The following is a 16,896-nucleotide window of genomic DNA, read 5'->3' as shown; positions in this document are numbered from 1 at the left end:
ATCCTCTAGCCTGCCATTAAAGCCTCAATATCATGAATCTCTTTCACCACGCCACTGGTGAGAATTTCACAGCCATCGTGAGTCACTAACACGTCATCCTCGATACGAATACCGATATTCCACCATTTGGGGTCAACATTATCCGCAGGCGAGATGTAAAGTCCCGGCTCTACCGTCAACACCATGCCCGTCTCTAAGATGCGCCATTCCCCATTCATTTTATACTCACCCACATCATGCACATCTAAACCAAGCCAATGTCCGGTTTTATGCATATAAAATTGACGATAAGGTGCTTCGCTCGCCTTCTCACCGTCGGCAGGTGGGGGCGGATCTTTCATTAATTCCTCCACACTCCCTTGCAATAAACCTAACGCTACCAAACCTGATGTCAGGGCACGAACGGCTGCCTGATGCGGATCATCCCAAGTATTGCCCGGCTTTACCGCCGCAATGGCAGCCTTTTGCGCATCCAATACCACTTGATATAAAGCACGCTGCTCAGGGCTAAATTTACCACTCACTGGAAAGGTACGGGTAATATCACTGGCATAACCCTGATGTTCCCCTGCTGCATCAATCAAGAGCAAATCACCTGCCTTCAGTGGGCAATTGTTTTCCACATAATGCAAGATACAGCCATTCTCACCAGCACCGACGATAGAATTATAAGCGGGTACCATGCCATCTACGCGGAACTCCCGCACTAACTCCGCCTCAATTTGAAACTCATTCATCTGCGGACGGCAAATCTGCATCGCTTTGGTATGCGCACGGGCTGAAGTTTGAGCCGCATAGCGCATCATCGCGACCTCTTCCGGCGCTTTAAACAGGCGCATATCGTGCAAAATCACATCCAGCATTTTTAGCGTGGTCGGTGCAGGTATACCATTACGTACTTGGCGACGTAATACATTGATCCAGCTCATAACTTGCTGATCTAAGCCTTCATCCGTACCAAGCCGATAATGAATTTCTGAGCGACCACTGATTAAATTGGGTAGACGCTTATCTAATTCACCAATCACAAACGCTTGATCCGCACCATAATCAGCGACTACGCCTTCGACACCTGCACGTCGACCCGTCCACCGTTCCATCGCAGGGTCACGCGGCTGGCAAAATAATATAAACTCACCCTCTTCACGCTCTGGGATAAATACTGCGACCGCTTCTGGCTCATTAAATCCGGTCAAATACCAAAAATCGCTATCTTGGCGAAACGGAAAGTCTGCATCGCGATTGCGAATCAGTACAGCGGCTGACTTAACAATGGCCACGCCTTGCTTACCTAACTTATCCATGAGCACTCTGCGACGTGCTGCGTAAGTTTCTGGCGAAATGCTGGGTATTTGCTTATTCATTCTCATTCACCTTGGCGCGTCCGCGCACGGGTTGTAATTCTTCATTTATCAGTAACACGCCAACGCGTACAAATTCTACCAACTCAATAAAAGCATCTTCAGAGGCATCTTCATCATCGACATCCATCTCGCCCGCTGCCCCAATTTTCACGACATCCTCAACCCACTCCCGAGAGTCTTTAGGCAAATCCTGCAGGGTTTTCAAGCCGGATAAGGCTAAGCCATAAGCAAAACCCTGACACCATTTTTGTAACGCGGCGACTTGTTGCGCTAAGGGTTCATCTTCTTCTGGCAATAACAAATCAAACGCTAAGGCTTCGGTATTCAATTTATAGTGGGCATCAGCAAATACTTGCTCCACTAAATCATAAGCCTCATCATCACCCATTGCTTCCGCCGCTACTTGTTTGATCCATTTATCGAACGCGTAATGGCGATTGACGACTAAGACACCACAGGCTGCACCATGTAATTCAGCGGCAGAAAATTGTGCATCTAGTCGCATTAAAACATCTTCTAGTGTATAAAATTCTGGTAATCCTTGTTCCAAAGTATCCGCCTCCTAGGCTGAAACGTGTATTATGCGTGCAACGGCAAGATTTCGCATCTGCCACCTCCAACCCCCAATGACGTGATTGTGTATGGTTCTACAACAACACATTGATAATCTTGAACAGCGACTCGAACAACTCCTTAGTTTGACGGAAGGTTTGTTTACTGAGAACCGTGATCTACGCCAGCACTTACAACAGGCGCAGGCAGAGTGCACCCGCTTACAGCAAAACAATCAAGCCGCTAGCCAGCAGATAGAAGCGATTATTAACCAATTGAAACAACAATTTTCCGACTTCGACCAAGGCGACTAGACATGGATCAGCAAATTGTGCCGGTTAAAGTGCTCATTCTGAGCAAAGAATATACAGTTGCCTGCCCGAAAGGTCAGGAAAAAGCCTTGCTAGCATCTGCCCAACGCGTTGATGAAGAAATGCGCCGTATTCGCGACACCGGCAAAGTCTTAGGCAACGACCGTATCGCGGTAATGGTAGCGCTGAATTTAGCTAACGAATTATTATTAAAAACACAATCCAGCGCGCTACCAACCCCAAGCCCCATCAACGAAACTGATCCACAAACCCTTGAACGACTTCAAGGCATTCAAGCCAAGCTTGATTCTGCCTTAAAGCGTTTTACCGCAGTAAATACTTAACCAGCGATATAGCGTTGCAGCTCATTGATCATGTAACGCTGTTCTGCCATAACTTCTTTTACCACATCCCCAATGGAAACAATCCCCAGCAATTGCCCCGCACTGTCTACTACGGGCAAATGGCGTACACGCTTATCGGTCATCAATTCCATACAAGCATTAATGTTTTTATCAGGATTAACCGTCGTCAAGGTCGTTGACATGACCTCACTGATGGGGGTGTTGCGCGAGCTTTTTCCCTGCAAAATCACCTTACGTGCATAATCACGCTCGGTAAAAATCCCGCGTAATTGATCTTGCTCTAGCACCAAGACCGCACTGACATTACGCTCCGCCATTAGATTTAAAGCATCCAACACGGTCGCTGTGGTTTGAATCGTTGCTAACGATTGCTGTGCTTCATTGAGAAAGGTTTTAATGGTTTTCATACAGCACTCCTCCGTCATCAATCAGTGAAAGCATCGCCTAAGGCTTGGTACAACTATAGGCAAGTTTGGCTGGCTGTACCATGAAAATATAATAAGAATACATAGTTTCAAATAATGCCTGTATTAAACCGATTAAAGCTACTTCCCAGCGACGTATAAATAGTCTACTATTTTCCCCAAGGACGGATTTCTGGGTGGCTCGAGATGAGATGGATAAATCCTTGAGCCTATTAATTATCCCGGGAGCGACCCTTCAATTCTGTGTGCATGACTGCAAGACAGTAAGCCTTACGAATTGAGACTAGCACCCACTTGAACCTTTGGTTCAAGGTAGAAATTTCACACGACCGCTTGGTACCGTCCCTTTTTATTTTAAATCATTAGCATTAATTTTTAATCTTAATACCCTCCTGCTTTATTCTGGCACATGCTGCAAAATAAATAGCGCCATTTCATTAGCCGCGCCTAGATGTTTTACATACTCAAATCTTACTTGGGGATAATGTAGACTGCGCTCTTTCACTAAAGCGGGCACATCTTCGGCTACATGACGCCCTGCTGATAAGAAATAAGGCACTATCACAATCTCAGTCGCCCCCTGCGCCACACACGCATCAATGGCATCAGGGATAGACGGTTCGGCTAGCTCTAAAAATGCACTCTCCACTTTAGCAAAACGCTCACCTGCTTGTGCCTGAACACGTTGTGCCAGTTCCTGTACTTCTTGATTCGAAGCAGCACGGCGACTTCCATGTGCAATTAACACTAAACATTTCATTATATATCCACTCACTTTTACTCAAAAAACACTCCACTATGCGCTGAGAAGACGAGGAAAGACAATTCCCCTAACAGCTTATACAATTCGCCCACTAGACATCAGAAACCAACTAGGAGAAAGGTATGTCGATGGGCTATCTCATGATGGATTTAGAAGGCACTCAAGTTTCCGCAGAAGAGCGCGAATTATTACAACACCCTGCAACTGGCGGCTTGATTTTTTTTACCCGCAATTATCAAGAGGCTAAGCAATTAATTGATCTAGTCCAACAGGTGCGTGCGGCTGCTCCCAAAAAAACCTTGCTACTCGCAGTGGATCATGAAGGCGGTCGCGTACAACGCTTTCGATCCGAATTTACCGTGCTACCCGCCTTAGCCAAACTTGGCTTGCATTATCAGGATAACCCGACCACCAGCTTAGCACTGGCACAACGTCATGGCTGGTTGATGGCCGCAGAGCTACGCGCGGTGGGCATCGACTTTAGTTTCGCGCCCGTATTGGATACGGATTATGGCGTGAGTAAAGTGATCGGCGATCGTGCGTTTCACCAACAACCTGAGCTGATTGCAAAGCTTGCGACTGCTTATATTCAGGGAATGCGTGAAGCCGGTATGGCCTCCACCGGCAAACATTTCCCAGGTCATGGCTTCGTGACAGCGGATTCACATCATGCGGTACCCCGTGATAATCGCGATTTGGACATCATTCTTCAACAAGATATGCTGCCTTTTAAGCAGTTAATTCAGCAAGGTTTAGATGCAGTGATGCCTGCGCATGTGATTTATGAGCAAGTCGATGCCCAACCAGCCGGTTTTTCACGGGTTTGGTTGCAAACGATTTTGCGCGATCAATTAGGCTTTAAGGGGGTTATTTTCAGTGACGATTTGAGTATGGAAGGAGCCAGTGTCGTAGGTGGTTATGCAGAGCGCGCTGAAGCTGCGCTTGAGGCGGGCTGTGATATGGTATTAGCCTGTAATAAACGCACGGGCGTGATTGATATTCTGGATCGAGCGCGCCCTAAACTTGATCCTCATTCCACGAAACGTTTAGAACGCATGATCGGCAAACCTTTTATGTCGCGAGCCGCTTTATTGAACGAGAAGACTTGGCAACAAGCCGTTGACGCATTAAGCGCAATTGCTTAGCGCTTAGGTTGGAAAACTGCTACATTTTCGTCATGATGCTCAAGGAAATTTAAACGATGAATGATAATAAAATTGCTTTCGCCGTGATTGGTGGCACCGGTTTGACTGAGATCGAGGGCTTGGAGGTAATTCACCGCGAAGTAGTTCATACCCCCTATGGTGAACCGTCGGGTCAAGTGACCCATGGCGTGATTGGCGAAACACGGATTGCCTTTTTAGCACGTCATGGTTATACCCACACGATTCCGCCCCACAAAGTAAACTACCGCGCCAATTTATGGGCCTTAAAAAGTCTCGGTGTTGAAAATATTATTGCCATTGCTGCGGTGGGGGGCATTACACGCAAAATGGCTCCCAAAACCTTAGTGATTCCACACCAATTAATTGATTATACCTACGGTCGCCCTCACACCTTTTACGAGGAGGGTTTAACCTCAGTGACGCATATAGATTTTTCCAGCCCGTATACCGAAGTCTTGCGCAAAGCCTTATTAAAAGCCGGTGAAGAAGCAGGTTTAGACTTAATAAATGGTGCAACCTATGGGGTTACCCAAGGACCACGGTTAGAAACCGCTGCAGAAATTCAACGTATGGAACGCGATGGTTGTGATTTAGTGGGCATGACCGCTATGCCTGAAGCAGGATTAGCGCGCGAATTAGGCTTGAACTACGCAAGCTGTGCGGTGGTGGCGAATTGGGCGGCTGGCAAAAGTGACCGTGAAATTACCATGGATGAAATTGGCGAGCATTTATCCGTCGGTATGGCGCGCGTACGTAAATTATTAAAAGTGCTCCATTGCTAAATCCTAAGCTTAGCGCTGCACCGCTTGCCCAGAATCCATTTGAAGCCGAATGGATTCTGGAATTGAAACCCTCGCGATGGATCAGTGGCTTTTTACTACTCACACATAGTCTTGCCATTCTGACGCTGCTTCTATTGCCAATCGACCTTTGGATAAAGGTTATGGCGAGTTTTGGCTTGCTAAGCTCAGCTTTTTATTATGTCGCCAAACATCAGGCTTATTGGCCGCCATTGGCTGTCAGCGCTTTAAAATGGCGCGAATGGGGTGGCTGGGAGCTGTATACCTTAGACGGCAAGCGCCATGCCGTTCAATTACTACCCAATAGTTACAGTAGCGCCATGATAAGCATTTTGAATTTTAGAAGTTTAAAAGCTAGGCGATTTACGGTGGTATTAACACCCGATTTATTACCAACTGAAAAAGCGCGCCACCTGAAACGCCGTTTGAATATATTGCATTAAAAAAGCCTTTCACGCGGAAAGGCTTTTAGCCCATTACGAATGCCCTTATTTTGTATTCGAGGGCTAAACCCGTTAAGGTTAGAGGGATACCTGCATATCCAAATTAAGCCCAACCGAACGTTATAGGGATTGATAACGAACAAAGTTTAAGCTTAATCCCTGAAACGCATCAGCCTAAAAAACGTTGACTGCCACTGACTAACTACAGATGAGCACCCCATGCAAGCTTTGAGACCCTTTGACCTCCCGCTAGTTGGCAAAAATCTCATTCAAGCCAGTGCTGGAACCGGTAAAACTTGGACTATTTCGCTGCTTTATGTTCGTCTCATTGTCGAGCAATTCCTGACGGTGGAACAGATCCTAGTCGTAACCTATACCCGCGCTGCTACCGAAGAACTGCGCAGTCGAATCCGACTACGTCTTAAGGAAACATTAGCCGCTTATCTGCAACCTGAAGTAGCACAGAACGAATATGCCGATTTACTGCGCGCCTATCCTCCGGATACCCAACGTCTGCAATATTTACAACGTGCTTTATTAAGTTTCGATGAAGCCGCAGTCTTTACCATTCACGGCTTCTGCCAACGGGTTTTACAACGTCATGCTTTTGAGGTGGGCTTACCCTTTGAAAGTGAATTAGTCGATAGTGATGCCGATTTACAACTCAAGCTGGCTGATCAATTTTGGCAACAGCGTCTGGTCAAACCCAATGCTTTAGATGCCGTCATTTTACGACAACATTCCATCACACCGGATAGTTTGTTGCAGGATGTAGCTAAATTTATTGGCCGCCCCTATTTAGTTCCGATTCGCCCAGCCACCTTATACGAACAAGAATATCTCCAAGCCGAGCAAGTGTGCAAACAGCAACTGCAGCAATTGATTGCTACTTGGCAAAGCTCAGCCCAATCCATTTTAGACTGCCTGTTAGTGCCCGATCAGCTTACTAAAAAGACCTATAGTGTTGAACAATGCACACGCTATTGGACACAACTCGGAAGCTTTCTCAGTGGACATCACGTCGATAATATTGTCGAAACGCTTGGTAAATTAACGCCTGAAGCCCTAAAAAAAGGCACGAATAAGAAAAAAACGACGCCGGATCATATTTTCTTTCATCAAATCGCTGCCTACTTACCACATCTGGAAAAAGTTACGCAGCTACAACAAGCTTCATTAGACCAATTACGTTATGACTTTTTAATTTGGCTGCGCGAACAATTACCAGAGCGCAAACGGCAAGCTGGTATCTTAGCCTTTGATGATTTATTGCTTCAAGTTCAGCAGGCTTTGCAGACACGCCCACCGCTGGCAGAACAGTTGGCGCAAGCTTATCGGGTCGCGCTCATTGATGAGTTTCAGGATACTGATCCGGTACAGTTTGACGTTTTCGAGTCGATTTATCGTGATAGTGATGGGCAGGTGTATTACGTGGGAGATCCCAAGCAAGCGATTTATAGCTTCCGTGGTGCTGATATTTATACTTATCTAAAAGCGGCACAAGGCGTGGATGCCACCCAGCAATACACCCTAGCACGAAATTTCCGTTCTCAACCCCAACTCTTAGATGCTTTCAACTTGTTATATACCCCTTCTCAGGATCCATTTCGTAATGAACAACGTATTATTTATGAAACCGTCAGCTCAGGTGGCACGGTAATAGACCATTTACACTGCACGCCTCCTTTAGCCCCTTTGCGCCTTTGGGATTGGCAAGGTAATGAAGAAAAAACCACCCCTAACCAAGTCGCCGAACAAGTAGCCCGTGCTATTGCCAATGACATTGCGCGCTTACTACAAGAAAGCCAAGCCGGACGTGCTAGTTTGGGGAATCGCCCACTGAGTAGTGGGGATTTTGCAATTCTCGTGCGCAGTCATAACCAAGGGCGTTTAATGCGTGATGCTCTACAAGCTTGTGGCATTAGCAGTGCGCAAAAGTCCCCACTCAGCATTTTCGAAACCCATGAGGCTCATGAAATACGTTTAATCTTGGCGGCTATTGCCGAACCCAATCAAATTGCCAAGATACGACGCGCCTTAGTCACGGATATGCTCGGCGGCTCCTTAGATCGTTTGTTAGTATTAGATGCAGATCCGCTGCAATTTGACCGTGAATTAGAGGACTTCGCTTATTGGCATGATGTGTGGCTAAAACAAGGCTTTATGCCTATGTGGCGCAAGCTCTTAGATAAACGCGGCGTGCGTAAACGTTTATTAGCCTATGTGGATGGTGAGAGGCGTTTAACCAATATCTTGCACCTCGCTGAATTGATTCATACCCAAACCCGACGGGATTGGCGGGGAATACAAAATACCTTGCGCTGGTTAAAGCAACAAAGCAGCCTTAATAGTAGCGAAGAGCACCAACTGCGCTTAGAAAGTGATGAAAATCTCGTGCAAATCGTGACGATTCATAAAAGTAAAGGCTTGCAATATCCGATTGTGTATTGTCCATTTTTGTGGAAAGAATCAAGATCAACACTTAAAAGTCATTGGTTTGCTTGGCACAATGCGGCCGAGGGTCATAGTTGTTTGCAAGCTAGTGAAAACTTATTAGAACAGGCTAAAGCCAGCTATCAACAGGAACAAAACAGCGAAGATTTACGCTTATTATATGTAGCACTGACCCGCGCCCAGTATCACTGCACGCTGGTGGTTGCGAGTGGTGATATGTCACCCGCCTCTTACAAGTCTGCACTCAATTATTTGCTTTACGGGCATTTACCACACGCGACGGAATTATTAACGAATAAACATCCACAGCGCCAAACGGAGATGCAGCAAGTATTAAGAAATTTAGCGAAAAACTCGCAAGGCTCTATTAGCCATGACGTTTTAGTGGATAGTCGCGAGGTTTTGCGCTACGAACCATCACTTAAGCAAATCGCACTGTCTTGTCGAGCATTCAAGCATCACATCCCGCGGGGAGCAAAAATTGCTAGCTTCAGTAGCCTAAGCGCAGGACAACACGATGAGTATCCTGATTATGACGTGGTAGAGGGTTTGGAATTACCCAGTAAAACTAACACGCGCCAACAGGATTATAAGCAGTTTCCAGCGGGACGCCGTGCGGGTGTTTGTTTGCATCACCTATTGGAGCACTTAGATTTTACCCAACCGCTCCGCACACAAGGTGACATTATCGAGGCGGGGTTGGCGCAGGCTGGTTTTACTGCGGCTTGGCGTCCTTGCGTGGAGCAATTAATTGAACAAACCTTAACAACGCCGTTGCTAGCTGAGCAAAACTGGTGTTTACGTAATATTGCTAAAACCGATCGGCTGGATGAGTTAGAGTTCTATTTTTCAGTGACGCATTTCACCCTCAGCGATCTACAACAAGTACTGTTAGCATACTTGCCCGCTGATTGGTTAGCGATTCGTGCAGCGGTACAGCGACTTAAATCTACTGAGCTAGAAGGTTTTATCAAAGGTTATATTGATCTCGTGTTTCGTCATGAGGGTCGCTATTACCTCGTTGATTATAAATCGAATCTCCTCGGTGAAAATTATACTGACTATCATCCTGAAGGGATTATGCAGGCGATGGCTGAGGCACATTATTATTTACAGTATTTAATTTATTGTGTTGCGCTGCATCGCTATTTAAAACAGCGCTCAGCTGATTACACGTGGGAAACCCATGTTGGGGGAGTCTTTTACTTATTTTTGCGCGGCATGCATAAAACGCAGGCGCAACAAGGCATCTTTTTTGATAAACCCCAGCGCGGTCTGATTGAAGCTTTGGAGCGCTTACTAACGCGTAAAACTTAAAGCATTTTAGCGTGCATAAATAGGAATAAAGCGCTCTGGTTTAGCCGAGGGCTTCATCAACGGCGCCCAAGCATGACCGTAAATCACTTCATAAGTGGCAGGATAACGTCCATCGGGCTGTTTAAACTGCTCATAAGCTTGGTAAAACGCTTGCCAACGCTGCTTACCGGTTAAACCACGTGATCGCCCTACGGTGGCATTATTGGCGCCAATACCTTTTAAATCGGCTAATAAACCACGTACTTCGGCATACGTCAGGGTAATCACTTCACGATCCACAACCGGATCACGAAAACCAGCCCCTAACAGGGCATCACCGATATTATGCATATCCTCAAAACGGCTGGTATGGGCATAGCCATCAACTTGACGCCAACTATCGCGCAACTCGTGCAAAGTATCTGGGCCTAAGGTACTAAACATCAGCAAACCTTCTGGGCGTAACACTCGAGCACACTCAGCAAAAACTTGTGGTAAATGATTGCACCATTGCAACATTAAATTCGATAACACCATATCTATACTGTTATCTTGCAAAGGTAATGCGTTCGCATCAGCACAGACACCTGCTACCCGAGACTCTGCCACCAAGCGCTGACGGGTATAGTCCACCATGCTTGTCGCCAGATCTAAACTCACGATCTGGGTTAGCGCATAACGCTTTAACGCTTGCTCACTAATCAAACCTGTACCACAACCTAAATCCAGTAAACGCTCAGGTTGCATCCGAATATAATCTAAACGCTCCATTAGACGCGTGCCAATCTCGCGTTGAATGACAGCGGCTGCATCATAATGCTGTGCGGCACGGTCAAAACGTTGGCGCGCTAAAACACTGTCAGGACGTTGGGGATCTAGTTTCATGAGCAATGATTCATAATAAATTGATCAATTAAAGCAAGAAATTCATCAGGATGAGTGACAAAAGGCATATGCGCCGCTTTCTGCATCACGTGAATATGCTGATAACCTAAAGCACTCAGGCCTTGTGCTAAGCTTGCAGGAATCAGCTTATCCAAGCGCCCTAATAGCCATAAACTGGGCTGCTTGATCGGAAATGCGCGCCGATCTGCGGTATGCAAAATCTCCAAACCGACTTGCAACGCATCAGGGCTAGCAAGCAGGCTTAGAATCTGATCACGCAATTGATTCACAACTTGTGGATCATTACGCACGCCCATGAATTGGAGCGCGAAAAAACGCTTCACTGTTCCCGCATAATCACTTTGTAAATTCTCCGCAAAGCCTGTCAAAACCGACTCTGCTAAACCATAAGGCCACATAGGCGATGCGACAAAACAGGGCGTGCTAGTGACTAAAAGTAAGCCGCGCACCTGCTTGGGTAAATCATGTGCTAGCGCTTGCGCAATAATGCCGCCCAAAGACCAACCTATGATTAAAGCATCGTTCGGCAGCAAAGGTTTTAAATCTTCGACTACTTGCTCCAATGACTGCATGGGCATTTCAACACTCAATCCATGCCCCGGCAAATCAACCCAAGTTACCTGATAACGTTGTGTTAAAGCAGTACGGATGGGCTGCCAAGCATGATGGTTCATGCCCCAGCCATGCAGTACCACCAATGGCCTGCCTTGGCCTTCAGTCAATGTAAAAATCTGCGACAAGATTGATCCTTTCAAGCTATGATGACGACGCTATTGAGTACCCAACACGACAGGATTATTTCATGCTTTTTGCTTTAATCGTACTAGCTTACTTACTTGGCTCAATCTCCACTGCGATTATTACCTGCCAATTAATGGGCTTACCGGATCCACGCACGGATGGCTCGAAAAATCCGGGCGCTACCAATGTATTACGCATCGGTGGCAAAAAAGCGGCGATGATTACACTGATTGGAGATATGCTCAAGGGTTTAGTGCCTGTCTTAATCGGTCGCTGGCTAGGCTTTGAAGGCTTTGAATTATTTTTAATTGGCTTTGCCGCCTTCTTCGGCCATCTCTATCCCTTATATTATGGGTTTAAAGGTGGCAAAGGTGTGGCGACCGCTTTGGGTATTTATGCGGGTTTAAACCTATGGGCTGGGCTGATCGTCGCTGCAACATGGCTATTTGTCGCGAAGGTACTGAAAATTTCCTCATTGGCTGCCTTAGTCGCGACTGCTTTAGCACCATTTTATTTTTACGTTTTCACCCACGATGGGCGCTTATTTAGCGGCCTAATCGTAGTAACCTTACTGATCTTTTGGCGTCATCAATCCAATATTCGCAACTTATTAAATGGCAAAGAAAGCCTGATCAAAACGAAATCCTAATGGCTAACTTCCAAACACATATTACTTGGGCAGCAGCAGGCTCAGGCTTACTATCGATTTTATGTCTACAAGTCGGCTTCGTAGATTCGCGCGATGCCTTAAATTTGGCCTTGGTCGGGACGATTGGTGGTATTTTACCAGATGTCGACCTGCAACGTTCTCACCCCAGCAAGATACTTTTTTCACTGATTGGCATCTTTGTCGCCTTCATGTTGGTTTTTTCTATGGACAAAAGTATGTCCATTGCAGAGCTTTGGCTAGTCGGATTGGGTACGTTTGTCGGAATTCGTTACGTGTTTTGGCAGATATTTTATAACTACACCACGCACCGTGGCTCTATTCATACCTTAGTCGCAGCCTTGTTTGCTATGTTTTCAACCGCGGCCATTTGTTTTCATTGGCTAGATAAAAATGCCTTCACTTCTTGGCTGATTGGCTTTTTTCTACTACTGGGTTTTTTGTTACATTTAGTATTAGATGAAATCTATAGCGTTGATTTTATGAATTATAAGGTGAAACGTTCTTTCGGAACCGCCTTGAAAATATTAGATCCCAGCAAGCCGTATAAATCATTAATATTAGTCGGCACAACCCTCTTTGTTTGGTTTTTTACCCCTAGCTCTGTACAATTTTGGGACACTTTATTGAGTGTAGAAACCTATCGAATTATCGCGGCACGCTTTTTACCCTCCTAAAATCCGCTTTTCCGCTCATCTGCTTTACATAGCCTTTAGGTAGTCTTTTGTTATACTTTAGTTGTGTGCTGATGTTGAGACATCACCCAATCATAAAAATTATGTCAACAATTACTTAGTCAGGGTGTATCTATGCTTTCTAAAGTGTTATCGCACGTTCAATTATTCAAAAAACGTGACTATGTTTATGTAGCTGTAGCAGCTTCGATTATCGCGGGCGGTATTGCTTTAGCTAATACCCAAAGTAAATCACCATTACAAAATAGTATGGCTGCTTATGTAGTTTCTGTGGATGCAAAAGGCAAAGAAACTTTACAAGCAGCGACAGAAGTCGAACCCGGCCAAACCGTTGAGTACAAACTCACTTATCAAAATGTTAGTGATAAAGCACTGAAAGGTTTAGTAGTGACTGGGCCAGTGCCTGCAGCGACTCACTACATTGCTAAAAGCGCTCGTGCACAAGCAAAGGCGAATTTAGAAGTGAGTATTGATGGTGGCAAAACGTTTGAAAAAGAACCAGTCAAACGCATCGTTACCAATGAAGCTGGTAAAAAAGTAGAAACCATTATTTCTCCAGAAAAATACACTCACCTTCGCTGGGTGATGCAAGAGCCATTGGCTGCAAACACCACTAAACAATTTGCTTATCGTTCTTTAGTAAAATAAACGTATTTCCATACCCCTACAATAATAACTCATCTATTATAGAGCGTGTTTATAATGACTTATAATAAAAACAAACTCAGCCAACTGTGCGCTTCTGCATTGTTAGTGGGTGGCCTTGTAACCTATGTAGCTCCCGCTGTTGCTGCAACCGCCGCTGGCACACTGATCAAGAACTTAGCAACGGTCACGTATCAAGATGTGAACGGTAATAAATATACTGCTCAATCCAATGAAGCGGTTATTACGGTTAAGCAAGTTTACTCCGCTGAAATTGCTTCGGATAATACCAAAACGGCGTCGGCAGGCCAGATGGTTTATATCCAACATACCTTAACCAATACCGGTAATGGTTCTGATACCTATACACTTACCGTAGGTAATGACAATAGTATTGAGGCTGTGGGTAGGGGTATTGATGCAGCGAGCGCGCCTAAAATTTACCTAGACACCAATGGTAACGGCTTGGCTGATCCGGGCGAGCAACTGATTCCAAACAACGGCACGATTACGCTAGCCGCTGGCAAAAGTGCTGAATTAGTCATTGCAGTTCCTGTACCAAGTAGTGTTGCCGCTGGTAAACAATTGGGCGTTATCTTAAACGCTATTGCAGCAAGTAGCACGCCCGTCAATGACACTACCAGCAGCGATGGTCGTGACGCAAAAGAGGGTACTAACCAGACTTTAATCACTATCTCTGATCAAGCGGTATTAAACTATACAAAATCAGCAGTCTATAAAGCAGCTGACCCTCTAATCGTTGGCGATAAACCAAAAATTGTTTATACCTTAACTTTAACCAATACGGGTAATTTACCCGCTCTTGATGTCAATATCTATGATGCTTTCCCAGATCAAACAACTTATGTTAGTTCTAGTGCCTCAGGTCTATTAGCGTCTAATGGCGATATTCTGCCGACTATAACCCCCACTAACGAAAGCACCCTTGGTAAAGATGTTAATCGCAATGGCGATCAATCAGACCCTGTTACTATAGATGAAACAAAAATTGGCGAAGATCTCAATAACAGTGGAGGAGCTTTTGAGTCATCTGTAGCAGGTATCTTCGCACAGGACGCCAGTATCGCTCCTGGCCAAACCGTCAGCGTCACCTTCACGGTTGAGTATGATCCTGCCACCTTCAATAACAACACTATCCCTGGATCAGCTGGCGATATCGTCCGCAATAAAGCTTGGGTAGAAGCCGATTTAAATGGAGACGGTACACTAGATGACCCTATTCCATCCAATCCAACCCAAACAGTATTACCACAAGTCTATGCGCTTGATACCGCTGATACAGGGACAGCAGGCGAAGACGACGATACAACCTTAAATAATACACAATTAGTAGACAATGCACCCGCTGGTGGCGTCGTTGAGTTCTTAGTTGATGTGACCAACAATGGCTCTGGACCAGATACTTTAGAATTATCCGTAACTAATGGTACTGTAATTAATGGTATTCCTAACGCCCCTCTTTTCCCTGATGGTACAACTTTTACCATTTGGAATGCAGCGGGTACTGTACAATTAGTGGATACCAATGGGGAAACCGGTCCAGATACAGGCCTATTACCTGCTGGCGATACTCGTCAAGTCATGGTGAAAGCGGTTCTGCCGACTACCTATACCGCAAACCCTCTGGGTTATACAGCAACTTTGAAAGCAACTTCTGCGGGCGATCCATCCACGACCCCAGTCAGTGATAATACCACTTTGAAGTTAAATAGCATTGCATCGCCGGGGGCGGATATTAAAGATGCGGCGAGCACTGTCTCAACCGCAGGTATTAATAACGACGACCTAGGCGCAGCCCCTTACGCTATTAATAATGGTGCAGTAACAGCGACTACCGATGCGGGTTCACGTCCGCTCTTCAATGATGTTATGATTGGCAGCACAGTCAATATCCCATTCTATGTCGATAATGATTCGGGCGCGGCTGACTCCTTCCAATTCAGCATTGGTAGCTCTTGGAATGGTTCGACTTTGGGCGCTTTACCAACCGGTTGGACCGTAAAATTCTATAAAGCTGATGCCAGTGGCAATCCAATTGGTAGCGCTATTACAGGTACTGAATTATTACCAGGCGGTGCTTTTGATCGTGCTTATGTAGCAGTTGTTAAGTTACCCAGTGATCCTGCCCTTGCTTTAGCGGACTACGTTGCTGATAATGATGGTACTCCAGCAACACTAGAGACTTTAGATGCTAATGGCGATGGTGACGGTGACCAACCCTTATTCATCCGCATGGTATCTAATAACACCGGTGCTTCCGATATTATGTTGGATGCCATTGATGTTAGCTCTTTCCGCGATATTAGTTTAACACCTCCAGGGACTAACCAGATTCAGCCCGGTGGTTCTGTAAGTTATGACCATACCTTGGACAACACTGGTAATACCGAAGAAACCGTTGAGTTAAGCAGTAAAAATTCTAAAGGAACTGACAACTGGAATAACAATGTCATGGTTGATACAACCGGTGATGGCGTTCCTGATAAAACCTTAGCCCAGTTAATTCCAGGCACTGATACCATTAAAGGTTTTGATGCTTCTGGCGCGCCAGTGAGTGTTCCTGTTACTGATGAGGATGGTGACGGCCTCCCAGAGGTTACCTTACCGGCTGGCGTTTCTATCACTTTAACACCGACTGTATACTCACCGAGTGATGCTGCTCCGGGTAGTAGTGATACACTCACCGTTACTGCCACCAGCGTGGTTGTTACTCCTGGCCCTGGCCCTGGCCCTGGTACTGGCACTGTGACTGAAGACACTACTGGCCCTACTACAACAGTACAAGACGTAACCAGCATTTTAGGTTTAGGCCAAGTACGTCTCACCAAAACCGTTGCCTTAGATAATGGCTGTGATGGTATTGCTGATTCTGCCTTTGCAGTCAGCCTATCCGCTACCACTTCAGCAGTAGCTCCGGGTGAATGTGCTATGTGGCGCATTGAAGCCGAAAACCAAGGTACTAGCGATGCGAAAAACGTAATCATCCGCGATACCGTGACAGCCTATACCACCTACCTACCAGGTAGTTTGAAATATGGCTTGGGTAGTGGTGCAGCATTGGCGGTTCAATCTGATGCAGTTGACGCAGACACCAGTGATTATGACAAAGGTACAGTGACCTTCTATGTGGGTACAGGTGCTACCTCAAACACTGGTGGTACTTTGCAGCCCGGTGAAAAAGCAACCGTTCTATTTAGTGTTAAGGTTGACTAAACACTAAGGAAAACGTGAAACCCTAGGCTTCTCCCAGATTTTGGGGGAAGCTTTCTGACATAAAACATT

The 16,896-nt window shown here is 45.8% G+C and carries 16 protein-coding genes and 1 other RNA gene; 11 read left to right on the top strand and 6 right to left on the bottom strand.

The window, feature by feature from the left end; all coding sequences use genetic code 11:
• Positions 1-5: 5 nt before the first annotated feature.
• Together pepP and A3IE_RS20585 are read right to left on the bottom strand one after the other, a co-directional pair.
• A complete protein-coding gene (gene pepP, locus A3IE_RS0112050) occupies positions 6-1,364 on the bottom strand; it encodes a Xaa-Pro aminopeptidase (RefSeq protein WP_020395873.1) in 1,359 nt (452 codons plus the stop codon).
• Complete coding sequence (locus tag A3IE_RS20585; RefSeq protein WP_020395872.1) at positions 1,357-1,914, bottom strand: UPF0149 family protein; 558 nt, start codon at positions 1,912-1,914, stop codon at positions 1,357-1,359. The genes pepP and A3IE_RS20585 overlap by 8 nt, the downstream gene beginning before the upstream one ends.
• 91 nt (positions 1,915-2,005) lie before the next feature.
• Here A3IE_RS20585 and A3IE_RS0112040 point away from each other — a divergent pair, with 91 nt between their 5' ends.
• Together A3IE_RS0112040 and A3IE_RS0112035 are read left to right on the top strand one after the other, a co-directional pair.
• On the top strand, positions 2,006-2,230 hold the full coding sequence (locus tag A3IE_RS0112040) for a hypothetical protein (protein ID WP_020395871.1): 225 nt from the start codon (positions 2,006-2,008) through the stop codon (positions 2,228-2,230).
• A 2-nt stretch (positions 2,231-2,232) separates the two neighbouring features.
• Positions 2,233-2,571 carry a cell division protein ZapA gene (locus A3IE_RS0112035; RefSeq protein WP_020395870.1) on the top strand — a complete coding sequence of 113 codons (339 nt, stop codon included), beginning with the start codon at positions 2,233-2,235 and terminating at the stop codon, positions 2,569-2,571.
• Here the strand turns inward: A3IE_RS0112035 and A3IE_RS0112030 are convergent.
• Positions 2,568-2,999, bottom strand: coding sequence for a CBS domain-containing protein (locus A3IE_RS0112030; protein WP_020395869.1), 432 nt, complete (start codon positions 2,997-2,999; stop codon positions 2,568-2,570). The two genes, A3IE_RS0112035 and A3IE_RS0112030, sit on opposite strands and share 4 nt — an antisense overlap.
• Positions 3,000-3,183: 184 nt before the next feature.
• Here A3IE_RS0112030 and ssrS point away from each other — a divergent pair.
• Positions 3,184-3,361: non-coding RNA, 6S RNA (ssrS, locus tag A3IE_RS22510), on the top strand.
• 53 nt (positions 3,362-3,414) lie between these two features.
• Here the strand turns inward: ssrS and A3IE_RS0112025 are convergent.
• Positions 3,415-3,777, bottom strand: coding sequence for a sirohydrochlorin chelatase (locus A3IE_RS0112025; protein ID WP_020395868.1), 363 nt, complete (start codon positions 3,775-3,777; stop codon positions 3,415-3,417).
• A gap of 125 nt (positions 3,778-3,902) precedes the next feature.
• Between A3IE_RS0112025 and nagZ the strand changes: the two genes are divergently transcribed.
• The 4 genes from nagZ to recB all read left to right on the top strand — a co-directional run bounded on the left by nagZ (position 3,903) and on the right by recB (position 9,960).
• Positions 3,903-4,925 (top strand): beta-N-acetylhexosaminidase, encoded by a 1,023-nt coding sequence (gene nagZ, locus A3IE_RS0112020; RefSeq protein ID WP_020395867.1) that lies wholly within the window; start codon positions 3,903-3,905, stop codon positions 4,923-4,925.
• Between the two features lie 56 nt (positions 4,926-4,981).
• Positions 4,982-5,728, top strand: a complete 747-nt coding sequence (locus A3IE_RS0112015; RefSeq protein WP_020395866.1) for an S-methyl-5'-thioinosine phosphorylase — start codon at positions 4,982-4,984, stop codon at positions 5,726-5,728.
• The gene (locus tag A3IE_RS23325; protein ID WP_342661880.1) at positions 5,722-6,189 is read left to right on the top strand and encodes a protein YgfX; all 468 of its coding nucleotides are present in this window, start codon (positions 5,722-5,724) and stop codon (positions 6,187-6,189) included. Before A3IE_RS0112015 ends, A3IE_RS23325 begins: the two co-directional genes overlap by 7 nt.
• A gap of 219 nt (positions 6,190-6,408) precedes the next feature.
• Positions 6,409-9,960 carry an exodeoxyribonuclease V subunit beta gene (gene recB / locus A3IE_RS0112005; RefSeq protein WP_020395864.1) on the top strand — a complete coding sequence of 1,184 codons (3,552 nt, stop codon included), beginning with the start codon at positions 6,409-6,411 and terminating at the stop codon, positions 9,958-9,960.
• A 6-nt stretch (positions 9,961-9,966) separates the two neighbouring features.
• On the opposite strand, the gene bioC is transcribed toward recB, so the two are convergent.
• Together bioC and bioH are read right to left on the bottom strand one after the other, a co-directional pair.
• Positions 9,967-10,824, bottom strand: a complete 858-nt coding sequence (gene bioC, locus A3IE_RS0112000; RefSeq protein ID WP_020395863.1) for a malonyl-ACP O-methyltransferase BioC — start codon at positions 10,822-10,824, stop codon at positions 9,967-9,969.
• Positions 10,821-11,585: a pimeloyl-ACP methyl ester esterase BioH gene (bioH, locus tag A3IE_RS0111995; RefSeq protein WP_020395862.1), complete on the bottom strand. Its 765-nt coding sequence runs from the start codon at positions 11,583-11,585 to the stop codon at positions 10,821-10,823. The genes bioC and bioH overlap by 4 nt, the downstream gene beginning before the upstream one ends.
• A 62-nt stretch (positions 11,586-11,647) precedes the next feature.
• Between bioH and plsY the strand changes: the two genes are divergently transcribed.
• The 4 genes from plsY to A3IE_RS20580 all read left to right on the top strand — a co-directional run bounded on the left by plsY (position 11,648) and on the right by A3IE_RS20580 (position 16,827).
• Positions 11,648-12,235 (top strand): glycerol-3-phosphate 1-O-acyltransferase PlsY, encoded by a 588-nt coding sequence (plsY, locus tag A3IE_RS0111990; protein ID WP_020395861.1) that lies wholly within the window; start codon positions 11,648-11,650, stop codon positions 12,233-12,235.
• Positions 12,235-12,930 carry a metal-dependent hydrolase gene (locus tag A3IE_RS0111985; protein ID WP_020395860.1) on the top strand — a complete coding sequence of 232 codons (696 nt, stop codon included), beginning with the start codon at positions 12,235-12,237 and terminating at the stop codon, positions 12,928-12,930. The genes plsY and A3IE_RS0111985 overlap by 1 nt, the downstream gene beginning before the upstream one ends.
• 132 nt (positions 12,931-13,062) lie before the next feature.
• Positions 13,063-13,596, top strand: a complete 534-nt coding sequence (locus A3IE_RS0111980) for a DUF11 domain-containing protein (protein WP_020395859.1) — start codon at positions 13,063-13,065, stop codon at positions 13,594-13,596.
• A gap of 54 nt (positions 13,597-13,650) precedes the next feature.
• Positions 13,651-16,827, top strand: coding sequence for a DUF11 domain-containing protein (locus tag A3IE_RS20580; protein WP_020395858.1), 3,177 nt, complete (start codon positions 13,651-13,653; stop codon positions 16,825-16,827).
• The last annotated feature ends 69 nt before the right edge of the window (positions 16,828-16,896 follow it).

The sequence above is a fragment of the Thiolinea disciformis DSM 14473 genome (assembly GCF_000371925.1).
Lineage (GTDB): Bacteria > Pseudomonadota > Gammaproteobacteria > Thiotrichales > Thiotrichaceae > Thiolinea > Thiolinea disciformis.
Note: the sequence above shows the minus strand (reverse complement) of the source record. Positions and strands in the feature narration are given on the sequence as shown.